The sequence below is a fragment of the Rhodococcus sp. B10 genome (genome assembly GCF_011770055.1).
GTDB lineage: Bacteria > Actinomycetota > Actinomycetes > Mycobacteriales > Mycobacteriaceae > Rhodococcoides > Rhodococcoides kyotonensis_B.
The window spans coordinates 21,403-40,119 of sequence record NZ_JAAFYV010000039.1 but is presented as its reverse complement, the minus strand read 5'-3'; the positions used below and the strand labels follow the sequence as shown (position 1 = coordinate 40,119).

Genomic DNA, 18,717 nt, shown 5'->3' with positions numbered 1-18,717 from the left:
GCCACGCAACGCGTCAACCCAGGTTCTATGGTCATTCCGGAGGCTCCACTCCCGCCGTTTGACTCCCGATCAGCGAGAAGGGGACTATTCAGACATGAGCCTGTCGGACAGCTGGGCGGTCAGTCAGCCGACCGCAACGAGGATGAGCGCCGCCGAAGCAGTGTTCGCAGATCTGCGCGACGCCATCGTGTCGGGCCAACTCGAGGTCGGCGACAAGCTCCCTGCCGAATCCGCACTGGCCGCTCGCCATGGCGTCAGCCGCTCGGTCATCCGTGAGGCACTGCGATCCTGCACCGCGCTCGGACTGACCGAAACCAAAACGGGCAGAGGCACTTTCGTCGTGCGCGACCGCGTCACCGGAGACCTCGACATCGGCAACTACGAAGCACGCGAACTGATGGAGGCTCGGCCGCACGTCGAGATTCCGTCCGCGGGCTGGGCCGCCGAACGGCGCACCGACGAGGACCTGCAGATCCTCACGGACCTGACCGACCGCATGCGGCGCGAGGACAACCACCAGGCCTGGGTCGCGCTCGACGGCCAATTTCACACCGCCATCGCCCGCGCAGGAAAGAACCGCGTCTTCGAGGCCATCATCGTCGACATCCGCGGCGCACTGACCCGGCAGTCCGAGACTCTCAACCTCGTTGCCCGACGACGGGAGATGTCCAACATCGAGCACGACGCCATCGTCGCCGGCATCCGTTCCGGCAACTACCAGGAGGCAGCCGACGCCATGGCCGCGCACCTCGACGCCGTTCGGGGAGCGGTCCGATCGTTGGGCTCCTAGGTCGACTCAGTCTTCGGGCTCCGACAGCCCTTCCCGCTCGTCTCGCTCCGCCCATTCGATCAACGGGTCGAGCGAGAAGACCGCGTCGTCGATACCCGCGTGCAGGTCGCCGAGCTTCTCGAAGCGCTTCGGCACCGTGAAGATCGTGAACTCGCGCGGATCGACGTCGGGAATCTCGTCCCACTCGATCGGCGTCGACACCGTCGCCTGCTGATTGCCCCGAACCGAGTACGCGCTGGCGATCGTGTGATCGCGTGCGTTCTGGTTGTAGTCCACGAAAAGCTTTGCGGGGTCACGATCCTTACGCCACCACACCGTCGTCACGTCGTCGGGAGCGCGACGCTCGACTTCCCGCGCGAAAGCCAGTGCGGCCCTGCGAACATCCTTGAATCCGTAGTCCGGCCGAATACGTACGTAGATGTGCAGCCCATGTCCCCCAGAGGTTTTCGGCCATCCGACGGCGCCGATCTCGTCCAACACCTCGTGCACGACGCCCGCGACTCGTCGAACCCGGTCGAACGGGCAGTCCGGCATGGGATCGAGGTCGATGCGCCACTCGTCGGGGCTCTCCACGTCGGCTCGACGGCTGTTCCACGGGTGGAACTCGACGGTCGACATCTGAACCGCCCACGCGACGTGCGCTAGTTCGGTGACGCACAGTTCGTCGGCGGTTCGGTTGTAGCGAGGGAACTTCACGCGCACGGTCTCGAGCCACGGCGGCGCACCGTTCGGCACCCGCTTCTGGTGCACCTTGTCCCCGGCGAGTCCCTTCGGGAAGCGGTGCATCATGCACGGCCGCTCTCGGAGTGCGCGGACGATTCCGTCGCCGACGCTCAGGTAGTACTCGACCAGATCGAGCTTCGTCGCCCCGCTCTCCGGGAAGTACACCCGGTCGGGGTTCGAGACGCGGACAGTCCGCTCGCCCACCTCGAGTTCGATAGCGTCCGATGCCATACCGCGAGCCTAGGTGCGATCGGCCGAGTTTCGCGCACCTTCCAGCCCACGCGCACGTTGCAACCCGCGCACTTGCTGCAACCTGCGCGCGCAGCACCCCCGGCCGAGCACCCACACCAACCGCGCACCTTCCAGCCCACGCGCACGTTGCAACCCGCGCATTCGCTGCAACCTGCGCGCGGCGCCCAGGGCACGAAAAAGCCCGGCCCCTCCGAAGAGGAACCGGGCTTGTCGGCGAGGGAACGGACTCAGAAGTCCATGCCGCCCATGCCACCGGTCGGGTCGCCGACGGGCGCTCCGGCCTTCTCGGGCTTGTCGGCGACGACGGCCTCGGTCGTCAGGAACAGAGCCGCGATGGACGCTGCGTTCTGCAGTGCCGAGCGGGTGACCTTGACCGGGTCGTTGATGCCTGCAGCGAGCAGGTCCTCGTACTCGTTGGTCGCGGCGTTGAGGCCGTGGCCGGACGGGAGGTTGCGGACCTTCTCTGCGACGACGCCGGGCTCGAGGCCTGCGTTGAACGCGATCTGCTTCAGCGGTGCTTCGAGGGCGACGCGAACGATGTTCACGCCGGTTGCCTCGTCGCCGTCCAGCTTGAGCGAGTCGACTGCGGGCGAAGCCTGCAGCAGTGCGACGCCACCACCGGCGACGATGCCCTCTTCGACGGCTGCCTTCGCGTTGCGCACTGCGTCTTCGATGCGGTGCTTGCGCTCCTTGAGCTCGACCTCGGTCGCAGCTCCGGCCTTGATGACTGCAACGCCACCGGCCAGCTTGGCCAGGCGCTCCTGCAGCTTCTCGCGGTCGTAGTCGGAGTCGGAGTTCTCGATCTCGGCGCGGATCTGGCTGACGCGTCCGGCGATGGCGTCGGAGTCGCCCGCGCCTTCGACGATGGTGGTCTCGTCCTTGGTGACGACGACCTTGCGTGCCTGGCCGAGGAGCTCGAGGCCTGCAGTCTCCAGCGAGAGGCCGACCTCTTCGCTGATGACCTCGCCGCCCGTGAGGATGGCGATGTCGGCGAGCTGAGCCTTGCGGCGGTCACCGAAGCCGGGAGCCTTGACGGCAACGGACTTGAAGGTGCCGCGGATCTTGTTGACCACGAGGGTGGAGAGAGCTTCGCCCTCGACGTCCTCGGCGACGATCAGCAGCGGCTTGCCGGACTGGATGACCTTCTCCAGCAGCGGCAGCAGGTCCTTGACCGTGGAAACCTTGGAGCTGACGAGCAGGATGTACGCGTCTTCGAGGACGGCTTCCTGACGCTCTGCATCGGTGGCGAAGTACGCCGAGATGTAGCCCTTGTCGAAGCGCATGCCCTCGGTGAGCTCGAGCTGCAGGCCGAAGGTGTTGGACTCCTCGACCGTGATGACGCCTTCCTTGCCGACCTTGTCCATGGCCTCGGCGATGAGCTCGCCGATGGACGCGTCGCCTGCGGAGATACCAGCGGTAGCAGCGATCTGCTCCTTGGTGTCGATCTCCTTGGCGGAGGACAGCAGCGACTCGGTGACGGCTGCGACAGCCTTCTCGATGCCGCGCTTCAGGCCGAGCGGGTTGGCGCCGGCTGCGACGTTGCGCAGACCTTCGCGAACCAGAGCCTGGGCGAGAACGGTAGCGGTGGTGGTGCCGTCACCTGCGACGTCGTCGGTCTTCTTGGCGACCTCCTTGACGAGCTCGGCACCGATCTTCTCGTAGGGATCTTCGAGCTCGATCTCCTTGGCGATGGAGACACCATCGTTGGTGATCGTGGGAGCTCCCCACTTCTTCTCGAGCACGACGTTGCGACCCTTGGGGCCCAACGTCACCTTTACTGCATCGGCGAGGGCGTTGAGGCCTCGCTCGAGGCCACGGCGTGCCTCTTCGTCGAACGCGATGATCTTGGCCATTGCGAAGTGATCCTCCGGATTGGGGGTGACACGCAGAGCGACCGGGTGCCAGTCGCTCCATCTGCACTTGCTCGGCCGAGTTCGGTGCCCGCGACGGACGACCAGGGGTGTCGATGATTCCCAGCCTCACCGTCCCGACCTGGCACTCACAAGGCGCGAGTGCCAAAGCCATTTCTAGCACTCGACCATGGCGAGTGCAAGGTCGCCGACGCGGGCGAACCGCAGCTACGGCCCGACCGGAACCGACGTCTCTCCCTGCGCCGACGACCTGGCGAGCGCTACCGTCGCGGCGATCATGGCCGACAGCGCCACGACGAGCACGACGGCGACGTCGCGGTCGGCGTCGAGATATTCGCCGAGAACCAGAAACCCGAGCGCCGACGCGACGACGGGTTCCATGACCGTCGTCGCCGGGAGCGATGCCTGCAGCGCCCCCGCTTGGAACGCCGATTGCTGCAACGAGATCGCGCACACGGCCACGACGATCAACGCGTACAACTCGATCGACGTCAGCAACGGGACCACGCCACGCGATAAGAGATGCACGACGCCTTTCGTCAGCACGGCCGCCACACCGAACAGCGCGCCGCCTGCCGATCCGAGAAGTACGGCGCGACGCGATCCCGTACTGCGCTGCGCGGCGAACACGCACAACGCCACGAATGGAATGCCGACGAGACAGATCACCACCCAGTGCCGCGCCTCGGCCCGTTCGATGCCGGGCTTCGGGTCGCCCACGACGACGAGAATTGCGACCGACGCCGTCAGGATCGCGGCCCACAGCCATTCCGCACCCGAGATCGCGCGATGGGAGAATCGGGCGCCGAGCGGTAACGCGAAGAGCAGGGACAGAACCAACAGCGGCTGCACCAACAGCAACGATCCAAGCCCGAGCGCGGCAGCTTGAAGCGCGTAGCCGCCGATGCCGACGACCGTTCCCACCCACCAGACCGGCCGCTTCACCAGCGTCGTGATAGGACCGAGTACGCCGACGTCCTCGAGGGGAACTTCAGCCGCAGTGCGTTGGCGAACGACCGTTCCGATCGCGATGCACAGGGCGGCACCGAGCGCCAGGACCACCACGAGAAGTGTTTGCGGCACGTTACGAAACAGTAGTGCGCGAGCTGTTCGCCTGCATTCCATCGGTCCGTTATGGTGTTTACCGGCACTTGACCCAAATTAGAGATAAGCACGAGAACCCGAGAGTGGTCGGCCCGGCATGGTTGCGACCTCGCATCGGCCGCCGTCCACGATTCGCATACGAAATTGTGAGGACGGAAATCTTGAATTCCCCGAAGAAACCCAACGCCGTCTCGGAAGCGTGGAACGGACTTCGAAAACCCGTCTTCATCCCGGCTTCCGTCATCATCTTCGTGATGATCGCGTTCACCATCGTCTTCGCCGGCACCGCCGAGGGCGCGTTCGAGTCTCTCAACAAGGCGATCACGGACGGCGTCGGCTGGTGGTACATCCTCGCCGCCACCGGATTCGTCGTGTTCGCGGTGTACTGCGGAGTGAGTCGGGTGGGCAACATTCGCCTCGGCCGCGACGACGAGAAGCCCGAATTCGGTGTGCTGTCGTGGTTCGCGATGTTGTTCAGCGCGGGAATGGGCATCGGCCTCGTCTTCTACGGTGTGGCAGAACCGTTGTCGCACTACGTGGTTCCGCCCGAAGCCGGTGGCATCGCCGGATCGACCGACGCGGCGGCCAATCAAGCCATGGAGTTGACGCTCTTCCACTGGGGTCTCCATGCGTGGGCGATCTACGTCGTGGTCGGTCTCGGACTCGCGTACATGACGTATCGCAAAGGTCGTCCCCTCTCCATCCGGTGGCTCCTCGAGCCTCTGCTCGGCCGCGAACGAATCGAAGGCGTCATCGGTCATGCGATCGACGTCGTCGCCATCGTCGGCACATTGTTCGGCGTCGCCACGTCTCTGGGCTTCGGCGTTCAACAGATCTCCGCCGGGCTCGACTACCTCGGCTGGGTCGAGACCGACAACTGGCTCGTCGTCGGGCTCATCGTCGTCGTCACGGGACTCGCGACGTTCTCGGTCGTGTCCGGCGTGACCAAGGGCCTCAAGTGGCTGTCGAACATCAACATGGGTCTCGCTGCCAGCCTCGCGCTTTTCGTCCTCCTCCTCGGTCCCACTCTGTTCCTGATGAAGTCCTGGGTTCAGAACCTCGGCGGCTACGTACAGGCGTTGCCCGAACTGATGCTCCGCACATCACCATTCGCCGACGACGGATGGGCGGGAGCATGGACCATCTTCTACTGGGGCTGGTGGATGAGCTGGGCACCGTTCGTCGGCATGTTCATCGCCCGTATCTCACGAGGCCGCACCATCCGTGAGTTCGTGTTCGGCGTGCTCCTGGCACCGACGATCATCGGCTCGCTGTGGTTCACGATCTTCGGCGACGCAGGCATCCTGCGTCAGCGCAACGACGGCGACCTTCTCGTCGACGGCGCAGTCGACACCAACACGACCCTCTTCCAGCTGCTCGGCGGTCTGCCTCTCGGCATCGTGACGAGCGTCCTGGCGATATTCGTCATCGTCTTCTTCTTCGTCACGTCCTCGGACTCCGGATCTCTGGTGATCGACATCCTGTCCACCGGAGGCGATCTCGAGACACCCAAGGTGACCCGCGTGTACTGGTCCGTTCTCGAAGGCATCGTCGCCGCGGTGCTGCTTCTCATCGGCGGGGCCGGTTCGTTGACCGCGCTGCAGACCATGTCGATCGCGACAGCGGTTCCGTTCTCGGTCGTCCTCGTGCTTGCGTGCGTGTCGATGCTCAAGGCATTCCGGTACGACGTCGCCACGACGCCGCGCTACGTGCGTGTGACTCAGACCAACACCGCCTCCGAGAACGGCAACGGCTCCGGTAACGGCGCGGCAGCGAAAAAACCTCGTGGAGGCGGCATTTCGTCGACCTTCTCCGGTCTCGGACCATCCACCGCCGGTCTCACGACGCCGACCGGCGGAACCGTCGTGCTCGCCGTGCACGAGGTGCCGACGGAGGCGCTGGAGGTCCACCCGGAGACCGGCGCGGTCGAATACTCCGGCGACGACGGTCTCGTCGACCCGCTGCGCGGCGAGGTATTCGACACCCAGGAGTTCGCGGAGTCGCAGGAGGGGCAGACTCAGTCGAACTCGTGAGTTCCCGAACGACGAAGGGGCCCGGCATCAGCCGGGCCCCTTCGTCGTTCGTAGTGAACGGTGACGTGCTCGCCTACAGCTAGGACGACCCCGCCACGACCGCGGGCACGATGATCGCCGTCATGACCGCGGCGTTGACGTCCTGCACCGCCTTGCGGACCGCCGCACCGGCCCAGTCACCCTCGGCGATCTCCTTGGCGCGTTTCTTCGCTGCCTTCTTGTCGACGCCTGGCAGCACCTTGTGTATCGCGTCGACGGCCGACAGCAGTGAGATCAATGCCGAAATCGGCGCGGTCGGGGTGGTGCCGTCGACGATCGCGCTGCCGATCCACTGACGAAGTCGGTTCTCGTGCGTCGTATCCCGAGCGGGCCAGGTGGTCGTCGGGAACAGTCCGAGAACGTTCTTGCGTTCTTCGATGACCGAACCCTGCGCTGCAAGACGAGATCCCAGTTCCTTGTTCAGGTTTCGCTGCAGCTTCTCGATGACCTTCTGCGGCTTCGGTGGATTCTTCTGCGTACCCACGAACGCATGTGCGCGGGCGAGCAACTCGTCCTGCGGAGGCGGGCCGGACACCACCAGCCGGCCATCCTTGACCTGCTCGCCCTTGCCGGTGAGACGCACCGCCCCACTCATCGCGAGCTCGAGCACCACTGCACCGGCGAGCACCCTCGGGAACTTGGTGCTGTCGACGATCGGTTTGCCGGAGACATCGTCGACCAGAAGCACGAACACGTCCTCCGCGATGAGCGTCAGGTCCCGAGAGTACCGATCACGTAGGGATAGGACACCTCGATCATCTTCTCCAGCACGGCGGTGTCGACGTCGGCGAGCTTGTTGACGTACAGACACCCCGCGCCCGCCTTGTGCTTGCCCAGCTGCTCCAGCATGGCCTTCGCCCTGGGTGCGTACGTGAGGCCGTACAGCGCGAGCGATGTCTTTCGCGGCGAGAAACCGACGGCCAACGAATCTCCCTCGCGCCCACTGGCATACGTGTAGTGATACTCGCCGTAACCGACCATCGACGGCCCCCACATGACAGCAGGCTCGCCGGTGACGCGAGACATCATGTCGTGCAGCGCAAGGCCGTCGGCACGCCGCACGGGATGTTCGACGGCCTGCAGCCATGCGAGCGCGTCGACGTCCGTCGCCGCGGTCTTGTTCTCGCCCATGTCAGTTGAGGTATCGCTGCCAGTCCGACGGCACCAGGTCCGCAGGGCCGGGCGTCGACTGGTCCAGTGGATGATGTTGCGGCGGGGCCAGTTCCGGTCCGTCGTACATCGTCTCGTCGGCGTAGCTGTAGTACCAGGTCTCCCCCGGTTCGTAACTGCGAATGAATTGGTGGCCCGTGCTCTCGGCGTGCTTGCTCGCATGCTGCGACGGCGAGGAGTCGCAGCACCCGATGTGGCCGCACTGCGCGCAGCGCCGCAGGTGAAACCACCATCCGCTCGCTTCGGAACATTCGAGACACCCTGGCCCCGACGGTGCGACCTCGGTGTCGATTCCGGGAATGTGTTCGCTCATCGATCCTCCTCTGGCGCTGCTGCAGGCTCGATCGGGAGCCTGACGACGAATCGGGTGTCACCGGGAACGGACTGCACGGACAGGTCGCCTCGATGTTTCTTGACGACGATGCGCCATGAGATGTCGAGTCCGAGTCCGGTCCCCTCCCCCACGGGTTTCGTGGTGAAGAACGGTTCGAAGATTCGAGACTGAATATCCTCCGGCACACCGGAACCCGTGTCGCACACCTCGACCAGCACCTGATCGTGGTCGCGACGCGTCCGTACCGTCAACGTGCCCTCGCCTGCCATCGCTTGTACCGCGTTGTCGATCAGGTTGGTCCACACCTGGTTCAGCTCGGCGGCGTACGCGGGGATCGGCGGGACCGATGCGTCGTAGTCCTTGACCACGGTGATGTCGTCACCGATCTTGCGCGCCAACATCACCAACGTGCTGTCGAGCAGATCACGAATGTCGACGGTCTGGTACGGCGCCCGATCCATCTGCGAATACTGTTTCGCAGCACCGACCAACGTCGACACACGCGTTGTCGAGTCGGCTATCTCGTTCATCAGCAACTCGGTCTCGACGGTGTAGTTGAGCCATCGAATCGCGCCTTCGAGTAGCTGCGAATCGTCCACGGTCGCAACGACTTTGTCGAGCCACGCCACGTCGAGGCCCGCCTGCACGAACGTCGGCGCGATGTCCCAGCCACCCGAGATGTCGTGATCGTCGAACCAGTCGCCCAGCTCGTCCTCGCGGTCCGACGCCTCGAGCGGCGACAGCTTGGGAGCCTTCGCGACCAGTTCGACGGCTTCCTCCTGCAGTCCGACGAGCGACGTCAACGAGCCGGGGTCCAGCGAACCGTTGGCGATCATCTTCAGCTTCTGCCGCATGTGTGCGACGCGATCGCGCAGCGCCGACGTCGCACGTACGGCCGCCGCGGCCGGGTTGTTCAGCTCGTGCGTCAGTCCCGCGGACAGCGAGCCGAGCGCAAGCAGACGCTCTCGCTGTTCGACGATCTGCTTGGTGTTGCGGCTTCCGAAGAACAGTCCTTCCAGCAGGTGCAAAGCCATCGGAAACCACTCGGAGACGATCTCGGCGAAGCAGTCCGCATCGAGCACGAAGAACCTCGACCGCTCGGTGACCCGCATGGAACCCGGGTACACCTGCGGCACCCGGTCACGGAGATAGGCCTGCCATGCACCCGCGTACACACCGCGCTGCGACGTCCGGTTGATGACAAGATCCTCGCCGCCGGACAGCTTCGACAGCACCAGCGATCCCTCGATCAGTACGTAGAAGCACGTGGCCGGATCGCCTTCGGCGAACACCGGGCCGGGCTCGATGATCTCGACGTGCCCTTCCTGGCACAGTCGCTCCAGCTGGTCGTCGGTCAGATGCTCGAACAGGAACAGCGTCTTCAGCTCGTCCGGAGAGCACTGGGCGGTCATGGGTTCGCCAGATATCTGTGCACGAGCATGACGGCCATCGCTCCTTCTCCTACCGCCGACGCGACGCGTTTCGCCGAATCGGACCGTACGTCGCCCGCCGCGAAGACGCCGGGAACGCTCGTCTCCAGGTGGTGCGGAAGCCGTTCGCGGTCCCACCCGCTCGGGGCTTTGCCGTCGACCACCAGGTCGGGACCCGTCACGACGAAACCGTGTTCGTCACGCTCGACGAAGCCGTCGAGCCAGTCGGTGCGCGGCGCCGCGCCGATGAACAGGAACAGGTACTGCGCGGGAACGGTCTCGTCCGTGTCGGTGACGCGGTCGTGCAGCGTGATCGATTCGAGGTGATCGTCGCCGCCGACGCCGACGACTTCGGTGCACGTGCGCACCGTGATCTTCGGGTTCTCCTCGATCTGCTTGATCAGGTAGTACGACATCGACGCCTCGAGCGACTGCGCGCGAATCAGAATGGTCACCGATTTCGCGCCGCGGGCCAGATACACCGCAGCCTGGCCTGCCGAGTTCGCACCGCCGACGATGTAGACGTCCTGCTCGGCGCAGCGCGTGGCCTCCGTCATCGCCGAACCGTAGAAGACGCCGCGACCCGTGAAATTCTCGATGCCCGGCGTCGTCAACTGCCGATACGCGACGCCCGTCGACAAGATGACCGTCTGCGCATCGATGCTGCTGCCGTCGGCGAAACGAACCGTCCGGGCAGCGCCGTTCGCTTCCAACGAGACGACGTCCTGCGTCGTCACCACCTCGGCGCCGAACTTCAATGCCTGCCGACGCGCCCGCTCGGCCAGTTGAGCGCCGGAAACTCCGTCGGGAAATCCGAGGTAGTTCTCGATGCGCGAGCTCTGGCCGGCCTGACCACCCGTCGCGGTGCGCTCGATGAGCGTCGTGCGCAGTCCTTCCGACGCCCCGTACAGGGCAGCACCCAATCCGGCGGGACCACCACCGATGACGACGAGGTCGTAGAACGCGTTCGACGGTGTGGTCGTCAAGCCGAGGTGATCGCCGAGTTCGGCGTCGGTCGGCGAACAGAGCGCCTTACCTTCGGCTGTGACGACGACCGGACACACCGTGTCGTCGACACCCGCCGACGTCAACAGGCGGGCACCTTCGGGTTCGTCGGCCATGTACCAGCGATACGGCAGCTGATTGCGAGCCAGGAATTCGCGAACCTCCGACGACCGTGCCGACCAGCGATGGCCGATGATCCTGGTCTCTTCCACCGGCCGGTGGTTCGACGACGCCCATGCCTCCAGCTGGGCGTCGAGCACCGGGTAGAGCTTCTCCTCGGGCGGATCCCACGGCTTGAGCAGGTAGTAGTCGAGGTCGATGACGTTGATCGCCTCGATGGCCGCGTCCGTGTCGGCATACGCCGTGAGCAGCACGCGGCGCGCATAGGGGTACAGGTCCATCGCCTGTTCGAGGAACTCCATGCCGTTCATCTGCGGCATGCGATAGTCGGCCAAGAGCACCGCGACGGGCTGACCGCGCAGCTTCAGTTCCTTCAATGCATCGAGCGCCTGCGCTCCGGACTCGGCCCGGATGATGCGGTACTTCTCGCCGTAGTGACGGCGCAGATCGCGTGCGACGGATCGAGAGACCCCCGGGTCGTCGTCCACGCTGAGAATTGCAGGCTTCATGACCCTCCAGAACAGCCGGTTCGTTACGCACCGATTATGCCGTTCCGGAGTGGTCAGCGCCGAGGACTTACACCAGCCCTCGTCTGACCATGTCGATCTCGCGAGGAGTCAAGAGGCGTTCGAGCTTCTCACTCGGCCACGTACGGGGACTTCCGGTCATACGCGCGGACTCCAGAAGCGGCACTCCCGCCCTGGAACGACGCAAGATCGTTGGAAAGTTCACGATCGATCACTCCGAACAACTTCTGATTGGCCTGAATTTCTCGTTCGTTCTATCGACCAGTGTTCGCCTCGTGTTACCGGAAAGCTCGTAGGCGCGCGGAGCGTGTTTGAACATGTCGTCGGCAGGGGTACGCCGCGCACCACACGGATTCGGGGGCTGAAATATGAACACGAACGCAAGTAACGCGGCCGAGCGCGTACAACAGAACAGCGCATTCGAAAAGGCTGCTCGCTGCGGCCACTTCGTCAGCGGCTTACTGCACATTCTCATCGGTTACATCGCGATCCGACTCGCGTTCGGGCAGGGAGGCAACGCCGACCAGTCCGGTGCACTCGCCGAGCTCGGCAGCAAACCCGGCGGGTCCATCGCACTGTGGATCGCGTTCGTCGCGTTCGTCGCGCTCGCGTTGTGGCGGATCGTCGAGGCGATCGTCGGCAAGAAGTCGGACGCCGACGAGGGCAGCGCGATGGACCGCTTCAAGGCCGCGTCGCTCGCCGTCGTCTACATCGCTTTCGCATGGTCCACGTTCGGCTTCGCGCGCGGATCCGGCAAATCGAGCGGCGAACAGAACGCGTCGACCACCGCACGACTGATGGAGAACGGCTTCGGAAAGTTCGTGCTGATCGTCGTCGGACTCGTGATCATCGGCGTCGGTGGTTACCACGTCTACAAGGGAGTGTCGAAGAACTTCCTCGACGACCTCGAGGGCCACACCGGCAAAGGCGTCGAACGTCTCGGGATCGCCGGATACGCGGCGAAGGGAATCGCGCTCGTCGGAACGGGTGCGCTCGTGATCGTCGCCGTCTTCACCTCCGATCCCAGCAAGGCGACCGGCGTCGACGGTGCCGTCAAGACTCTGGGTGAACAGCCCTTCGGCCAGGTTCTGTTGGTCCTCGCCGGCGTCGGCATCGCGCTGTACGGGTTGTACGCATTCGTGCTCGCACGGCACGCGAAGATGTAGCCTCCAAGTCGATTCCAAGCCTCACCGGTCATCGTGTTCTCACACGAGATACGAGGAGACCACAGTGGGTTTGTTCGACATGTTCACCGGCACGAAGCGTCCGTCCGCAGACATTCCGGCCCGCAGACCTGACGAGGTGTACGCCGCACTGATGGCCGTCAACCGTCCGAGCGCGCCGTTCGTCATCCGCGACGGATCGGCCGAGGGCGTCGACCTCGTCGCGGAGTGGCGCATCGTCGACGCGCGCTGGTACGAGATCTTCGCCAAGGCGTCACTGTCGAAAGTCTTTCGCATTCTGCTGAAGCTCGACCCGGCCACCGACGAGGTGCGCGGTGTGGACGAGGAGTGGGCCGTCGAATGGCGAGCAGGGGTGCCTTCGTTGACCGCGTCCGCGGAGAAGTTCCGGGGCCAGAAGTCGTCCGTCCAGTTCGGAACGGCCTACGCGTTCACCGAGCAGCTCGAGTACGGGCAGGTGTACAACTACCGCTTCTCGACCGGTGAGCTGAAGAAGCCGATCCAGGACGCCGTCCTCGCGTGCGGTTGGACGTACAAGGGCGTGGCATTCGGGAAGCTCTGACGCCGGGTGGGTGTGGTGTCCCACTTGTCCGGCTGTCAGCAGGTTTTCCTGATCTGCGGCGGACGACTGGGACATCCTGCCCACACTTCGGGGAAGTGTGTGTGACTATAGGTAGCACCAACCCTGATGGAGGAACGCGTGAGCAAGACCCTCGAAGCCAGCATCGACGTCGACGCCAGCCCGGACAAGGTGTGGGCGATCGTCTCGGACCTGAAGCGCATGGGTGAGTGGAGCCCGCAGTGCAAGCTGATGAAGGTGTTCGGCGGCGATGTCCGCAAGGGCACGACCACACTGAACGTCAACAAGAAGGGCCTGCTCGTTTGGCCTACGACGTCGAAGGTCGTCGACTTCGAGCCGAACAAGTCGATCGCGTTCCGCGTCAACGAGAACAAGACCATCTGGTCGTACACCCTGACCCCGAAGGACGGCGGTACCACCGTCGTCGAGAAGCGTGAAGCACCGACGGGAACCAGCGCGGTCTCGACGTTCCTCGTGAAGAACGTGCTCGGCGGAATCGAACAATTCGACGTGGAACTCGTCGACGGCATGAACCGGACCCTGCAGCGCATCAAGACGGAGAGCGAACGAAGCTAAGTCAAGGTTTCAACCGCCGACCACCCGGGCACCCCCTGTGAGCAATACCCACGGCACACACAAGAGGGGGCACCACATGTTGGGCCTAGGAATCATCGGCTGGATCATCATCGGCGGACTCGCCGGCTGGATCGGTAGCAAGATCATGAAGACGGATGCATCGATGGGCATTCTGTTGAACATCGTCGTCGGCATCATCGGCGGCCTGATCGGCGGTTGGCTACTCAAGGCTTTCGGCGTCGACGTCGAAGGCGGCGGACTCATCTTCAGCTTCCTGACCTGCCTGCTCGGAGCAGTGATCCTGCTGTTCCTGGTCAAGCTCGTCACCGGCCGATCGAGGGTCTGACCCACAGCGCACACGCAGCTGCCGGGGCATCTCACGTACTCTGTGAGGCCCCGGCAGCTGTCGTTTCGTCGGGCCCTGAACACGCACGAGAAGAAGGAGCGAAGTGGCACGCCGTCCCACCCCGATCGGTCAGGAACAGCGCACCGGCGCAGCACACTTCGTCGAGTTGATTCGTGACACCGTCCCGCCGATGCACCCCGCAGGACTTCCGTTCGTCGCAGGCCCGCTGGCCGTGGCCGCTCTCGGACGCAGGCACAAGTGGGTGCGTCGCGCAGGCCTGACCGCCGCCGGTGCGTGCGCCACGTTCTTCCGCCACCCCGGCCGCGTCCCACCGAATCGACCGGGCGTCGTAGTGGCCCCTGCCGACGGCTTGATCACGCTCGTCGACACCGCGGTTCCGCCGGCCGAGCTCGATCTCGGCACGACGCCGGTGCCGCGCGTCAGCATCTTCCTGTCCGTCCTCGACGTGCACGTTCAGCGTGTTCCGGTCGGTGGCGAGGTCATCGAGGTCGTGCATCGGCGCGGCCAGTTCAAGTCCGCCGACCTCGCCGAGGCGAGCGAGGTGAACGAGCGCAACAGCATGCACATTCGTACGCCGTCGGGCCACGACGTCGCCGTCGTACAGATCGCCGGTCTGATCGCCCGCCGCATCGTCAACAACGCGAAGGTCGGCGATACGTTGACCATCGGCGACACGTACGGATTGATCCGATTCGGATCTCGCCTCGACACGTACTTCCCCGCGGGCACCGAGTTGCTCGTCGAGCGCGGTCAGCGCGCAGTCGGGGCCGAAACCGTGCTTGCCGAACTCCCCCGATAGTCGGTGCGATGATCACCAGACGAGCGCGACCTCCCGCTGCTGTTCGACTCCTGCCGTCGGTGGTGACGATTCTGGCGTTGTGCGCCGGGTTGTCCGCGCTGAAGTTCGCGCTCGACGGCGAACTCGGTGTCGCGCTGGCGATGATCGGTGCCGCTGCGATTCTCGACGCCCTCGACGGGCGAATCGCCCGCCTGCTCGACGCCACCAGCAAGATCGGCGCCGAACTCGACTCGCTGGCCGACGCCATCTCCTTCGGTGTCGCACCCGCCCTGGTGCTGTACGTGACACTGCTCGAAGGCAGCAGCGCCGGCTGGATCATCGCGCTGATCTACGTCGTCGCGATGGTCCTGCGCCTGGCTCGCTTCAACACCTTGCTCGACGACGACAACACACCGGCCTACGCCCGCGAGTACTTCACCGGCGTGCCGGCTCCCGCGGGCGCCCTCATCGTGTTGGCTCCGATCGCGGCGTTCCAGGAATGGGGCGACGGCTGGTGGGCGTCGTTCTACGTCGTCGTCGGGTGGACGCTCTTCACAGCGGGGCTGGCGGTCAGCCGCATCCCGACGCTCGCGCTCAAGACCGTATCCGTTCCTCCCCGCATGGCCGCCGCGCTGCTCATCCTCGTCGCACTCGCAGCCGCAGCGTTGATCACCTACCCGCTGATCCTGCTGATGGTCCTGGTACTCGTCTACCTGATCCACATTCCGTTCGCCGTGCGCTCGCAGCGATGGGTCGCGGCCCGTCCCTACGCGTGGGAGGCGAAACCCGCCGAGCGTCGCGCCGAGCGTCGCGCGATCCGACGCGCCCCCGGTAACACGCGTCGCTCCGCAGCCCGGTTGGGTCTGCGTCGACCCCGAGGGCCGCAGTGACAGCCCCGGAGCTGGTCCTCACGGCACGACTCAACACATCGGCGGCCGACGCCAGACGCGGCGTCGTTCGGCTGCACCCGGAGGTACTGGCCGCGCTCGGAATCCGCGAATGGGACGCCATCGCGGTGATCGGTGCGCGTCGCACGGCCGCGGTCGCCGGACGCGCGCCGGACGGAACGCCGCCCCGGACGGCCCTGCTCGACGACGTCACCCTGTCGAACGCGGGCATCAAGGAAGACGGTTCCATCGCCGTCGCACCGGTAACGGTCTACGGCGCGAAGACGGTGACGGTCAGCGGTTCGGCGCTGGCGACGGGTTCGATCTCCGAGTCGACGTTGCGCCAAGCGCTGCTCGGCAAGGTGGTCACCGTCGGCGATACGGTTTCGCTCCTGCCCCGCGACCTCGGCCCGGGCACGAGCACCACTGCCGCGACGCTGGCACTCTCTCGAACCTTCGGCTTCACGTGGACGAGCGAACTGCTGACGGTGTCGAGCACGTCGCCGTCGGGTCCGGTCAGCGTGCAACCGAACACGGCGGTCAGCTGGGGCGAAGCACCGGCGTCCACACCCACCACTGCACGCGACACCCCGGCCGCGCTGCCGGTCACCGAACTGGTCGGGGTGTCCGCACAGCAGGCGAAGCTGTCCGAATGGCTGCGTCTGGCGCTCGACGAGTCGGAGCTGCTCGCGCGGCTCGGCGCGTCGGCGCACCTCGGCGTCCTGATCACCGGACCCGCGGGCGTCGGAAAGTCCACACTCGCCCGCGCGGTCCTCGCCGGTCGTACCGTCGCAGAACTCGACGGCCCGTCGATCGGCGCGTTGGACGCATCCGCGCGTGTCGACGCCGTCTCCTCGGCGATCGACGGTCTCGCCGGCTCGGGCGTCCTGCTGATCACGGACATCGATGCCCTGTTGCCCGCCACGGCCGAACCCGCGTCGACCCTCGTGCTCGATCAGCTCCGCCGCGCGGTGGACACTGCAGGCTTGGCGTTCGTCGCCACGACCGCACATCCCGAGGCCACCGATTCTCGGCTCCGCGCGCAGGATCTCTGCGACCGCGAACTGACGCTGTCACTTCCCGACGCCGCAGGACGGTCCGCCCTGCTCGAACACCTGTTGCGCACGGCGCCGACCGACGGTCTCTCGCTCGCCGAGATAGCCGCCAGGACACCGGGTTTCGTCGTCGCCGATCTGGCTGCACTGGTCCGAGAAGCTGCATTGCGGGCCGCGTCGCGGGCGAGCTCCGATGGGTCGGACCCGCAGCTCGTTCAATCGGATCTGCTGGGCGCCCTCGACGTCATTCGTCCACTGTCTCGTTCCGGCGCAGAGGAATTGGCGATCGGCAGCCTCACCCTCGACGACGTCGGCGACATGGTCGAGACGAAACAGGCACTCACCGAGGCCGTGCTGTGGCCGCTGCGGCATCCGGATTCGTTCTCCCGATTGGGAATCGAGCCGCCCCGAGGCGTGCTGCTCTACGGCCCTCCCGGCTGCGGCAAGACGTTCCTCGTGCGCGCGCTGGCAAGTTCGGGCCAGCTGAGCGTCCATTCCGTCAAGGGCGCCGAGCTGATGGACAAATGGGTCGGGTCGTCGGAAAAGGCTGTGCGCGAGCTGTTTCAGCGTGCGCGCGACTCGGCACCGTCACTGATCTTCCTCGACGAGGTCGACGCACTGGCACCTCGACGCGGACAGACCAGCGATTCCGGCGTCGGCGATCGCGTCGTCGCGGCACTGCTCACCGAACTGGACGGCGTCGAACCGCTACGTGACGTCGTCGTGCTCGGGGCGACCAATCGACCGGACCTGATCGACCCCGCGCTGCTGCGTCCGGGCAGGCTCGAACGCCTCGTGTTCGTCCCGCCGCCCGACGCGGAGGCGCGGGCCGACATCCTGCGTGCGTCGAGCAAATCCGTGCCGCTGTCCGACGACGTCGACCTCGATCTGCTCGCCACCGACCTCGACGGCTACTCGGCCGCCGACTGTTCCGCGCTCCTGCGAGAGGCCGCGCTGACGGCCATGCGCCGCTCGTTGGATGCCGCGTTCGTCACGGCCGACGACGTCGAGACCGCACGAAAGACGGTGCGCCCCTCGCTCGATCCCGAGCAAGTGGCGCACCTGGAGGCCTACGGGTCGTGAGTGCGAATGTACAGCGGGCTGTACATTCGCACGCACGGGGCGCGTCAGCGCCAGCGTGCCAACAACTTCGACGCCTCACCGGCGAGTGCACCCTGGAACAGCGGGCCGAAACTGATGCGCCCCACGCCGAGTGACGCGAAGTGCGAGAGGTCGCCGTCGGCCGGGTTGGCGATTGCGTTGACCGGCAACGGAAGTCCCTCGACGAGACGCTTGTAGTCGTCGTCGCTGTGGAAGCCGACCGGGTACAGCGAGTCCGCCCCGGCAGCCGCGGCGAGCTTCATCCGCTCGATGGCGCGCTCGACCCGATCGCTCTCGTCACCGACCTGCTTGACGAACAGATCGGTGCGCGCGTTCAGCACCACGTGCACGTCGGTTGCGTCCGACGCCGCACGCAGGGCACCGACGAAGTCCGCATGCTCCTGCGCCTCACGCAGACGGCCGCCTTCGCTATGCACGGTGTCCTCGATGTTCAGGCCGACTGCACCGGCCGAGACCAAGCCGTCGATCAGACGCTTCGGATCTTCGCCGTATCCCGACTCGATGTCCACGGACAGCGGAACGTCGACGGCCGCGGTGATCTGCGAGATGCGCGCGAGCAACTCGTCGAACGTGATGCCCTCGTTGTCCGGCTTACCGATCGAATCGGACACCGGGTGGCTTCCGACGGTCAGCGCGGTGAATCCCGCATCGACGGCGAGCTTCGCGGACCACGCATCCCACACCGTGGGGAGAACGACCGGGTCACCCGGCTTGTGGAGTTCGAGGAGGGTTGTTGCCTTCTGCGCCAAGCTCGACATTGAAGCTCCTAAAGG

At 65.5% G+C, this 18,717-nt stretch carries 18 protein-coding genes; 9 read left to right on the top strand and 9 right to left on the bottom strand.

Annotation, left to right across the window (positions count from 1 at the left end):
- Window positions 1-94: 94 nt before the first annotated feature.
- Entirely contained in the window at window positions 95-790 is a 696-nt protein-coding gene (locus RhoFasB10_RS21875; protein WP_167678520.1) for a FadR/GntR family transcriptional regulator, read from the top strand.
- A 6-nt stretch (window positions 791-796) separates the two neighbouring features.
- Here RhoFasB10_RS21875 and ligD read toward each other — a convergent pair whose 3' ends face one another.
- From ligD to RhoFasB10_RS21860, 3 genes are all read right to left on the bottom strand, one after another.
- Complete coding sequence (gene ligD / locus RhoFasB10_RS21870) at window positions 797-1,744, bottom strand: non-homologous end-joining DNA ligase (protein WP_167678518.1); 948 nt, start codon at window positions 1,742-1,744, stop codon at window positions 797-799.
- A 248-nt stretch (window positions 1,745-1,992) separates the two neighbouring features.
- Complete coding sequence (groL, locus tag RhoFasB10_RS21865) at window positions 1,993-3,618, bottom strand: chaperonin GroEL (RefSeq protein WP_068422162.1); 1,626 nt, start codon at window positions 3,616-3,618, stop codon at window positions 1,993-1,995.
- Window positions 3,619-3,843: 225 nt separating this feature from the next.
- Window positions 3,844-4,719, bottom strand: coding sequence for a DMT family transporter (locus RhoFasB10_RS21860; protein WP_068422159.1), 876 nt, complete (start codon window positions 4,717-4,719; stop codon window positions 3,844-3,846).
- A gap of 182 nt (window positions 4,720-4,901) precedes the next feature.
- On the opposite strand from RhoFasB10_RS21860, the gene RhoFasB10_RS21855 reads away from it, so the two are divergent.
- Window positions 4,902-6,773 (top strand): BCCT family transporter, encoded by a 1,872-nt coding sequence (locus tag RhoFasB10_RS21855; RefSeq protein ID WP_167678516.1) that lies wholly within the window; start codon window positions 4,902-4,904, stop codon window positions 6,771-6,773.
- 79 nt (window positions 6,774-6,852) lie between these two features.
- Here RhoFasB10_RS21855 and RhoFasB10_RS21850 read toward each other — a convergent pair whose 3' ends face one another.
- From RhoFasB10_RS21850 to RhoFasB10_RS21830, 5 genes are read right to left on the bottom strand one after another with little or no spacing between them, the layout of a single operon-like run.
- Window positions 6,853-7,527: a GPP34 family phosphoprotein gene (locus RhoFasB10_RS21850; protein ID WP_167678532.1), complete on the bottom strand. Its 675-nt coding sequence runs from the start codon at window positions 7,525-7,527 to the stop codon at window positions 6,853-6,855.
- Window positions 7,524-7,943 (bottom strand): DUF1801 domain-containing protein, encoded by a 420-nt coding sequence (locus RhoFasB10_RS21845; RefSeq protein WP_068422154.1) that lies wholly within the window; start codon window positions 7,941-7,943, stop codon window positions 7,524-7,526. The genes RhoFasB10_RS21850 and RhoFasB10_RS21845 overlap by 4 nt, the downstream gene beginning before the upstream one ends.
- A gap of 1 nt (window position 7,944) precedes the next feature.
- Window positions 7,945-8,295 carry a UBP-type zinc finger domain-containing protein gene (locus RhoFasB10_RS21840; protein WP_068422151.1) on the bottom strand — a complete coding sequence of 117 codons (351 nt, stop codon included), beginning with the start codon at window positions 8,293-8,295 and terminating at the stop codon, window positions 7,945-7,947.
- The gene (locus tag RhoFasB10_RS21835; protein WP_068422146.1) at window positions 8,292-9,728 is read right to left on the bottom strand and encodes an ATP-binding protein; all 1,437 of its coding nucleotides are present in this window, start codon (window positions 9,726-9,728) and stop codon (window positions 8,292-8,294) included. Before RhoFasB10_RS21835 ends, RhoFasB10_RS21840 begins: the two co-directional genes overlap by 4 nt.
- On the bottom strand, window positions 9,725-11,380 hold the full coding sequence (locus RhoFasB10_RS21830; RefSeq protein ID WP_068422143.1) for an FAD-dependent oxidoreductase: 1,656 nt from the start codon (window positions 11,378-11,380) through the stop codon (window positions 9,725-9,727). Before RhoFasB10_RS21830 ends, RhoFasB10_RS21835 begins: the two co-directional genes overlap by 4 nt.
- A gap of 386 nt (window positions 11,381-11,766) precedes the next feature.
- On the opposite strand from RhoFasB10_RS21830, the gene RhoFasB10_RS21825 reads away from it, so the two are divergent.
- From RhoFasB10_RS21825 to RhoFasB10_RS21795, 7 genes are all read left to right on the top strand, one after another.
- A complete protein-coding gene (locus tag RhoFasB10_RS21825; protein WP_068422137.1) occupies window positions 11,767-12,564 on the top strand; it encodes a DUF1206 domain-containing protein in 798 nt (265 codons plus the stop codon).
- A gap of 64 nt (window positions 12,565-12,628) precedes the next feature.
- Complete coding sequence (locus RhoFasB10_RS21820) at window positions 12,629-13,141, top strand: hypothetical protein (RefSeq protein ID WP_068422134.1); 513 nt, start codon at window positions 12,629-12,631, stop codon at window positions 13,139-13,141.
- Window positions 13,142-13,279: 138 nt separating this feature from the next.
- Window positions 13,280-13,735, top strand: a complete 456-nt coding sequence (locus RhoFasB10_RS21815; RefSeq protein ID WP_068422298.1) for an SRPBCC family protein — start codon at window positions 13,280-13,282, stop codon at window positions 13,733-13,735.
- A 76-nt stretch (window positions 13,736-13,811) separates the two neighbouring features.
- A complete protein-coding gene (locus tag RhoFasB10_RS21810; RefSeq protein ID WP_068422131.1) occupies window positions 13,812-14,081 on the top strand; it encodes a GlsB/YeaQ/YmgE family stress response membrane protein in 270 nt (89 codons plus the stop codon).
- A 103-nt stretch (window positions 14,082-14,184) separates the two neighbouring features.
- Window positions 14,185-14,901 carry a phosphatidylserine decarboxylase gene (locus RhoFasB10_RS21805; RefSeq protein ID WP_068422127.1) on the top strand — a complete coding sequence of 239 codons (717 nt, stop codon included), beginning with the start codon at window positions 14,185-14,187 and terminating at the stop codon, window positions 14,899-14,901.
- An 8-nt stretch (window positions 14,902-14,909) separates the two neighbouring features.
- The gene (pssA, locus tag RhoFasB10_RS21800) at window positions 14,910-15,770 is read left to right on the top strand and encodes a CDP-diacylglycerol--serine O-phosphatidyltransferase (protein ID WP_068422124.1); all 861 of its coding nucleotides are present in this window, start codon (window positions 14,910-14,912) and stop codon (window positions 15,768-15,770) included.
- A complete protein-coding gene (locus RhoFasB10_RS21795; protein ID WP_167678513.1) occupies window positions 15,767-17,905 on the top strand; it encodes an AAA family ATPase in 2,139 nt (712 codons plus the stop codon). Before pssA ends, RhoFasB10_RS21795 begins: the two co-directional genes overlap by 4 nt.
- Before the next feature lie 44 nt (window positions 17,906-17,949).
- Here the strand turns inward: RhoFasB10_RS21795 and RhoFasB10_RS21790 are convergent, their stop codons facing one another.
- Entirely contained in the window at window positions 17,950-18,702 is a 753-nt protein-coding gene (locus RhoFasB10_RS21790; protein ID WP_167678511.1) for an isocitrate lyase/phosphoenolpyruvate mutase family protein, read from the bottom strand.
- Between the last annotated feature and the right edge of the window lie 15 nt (window positions 18,703-18,717).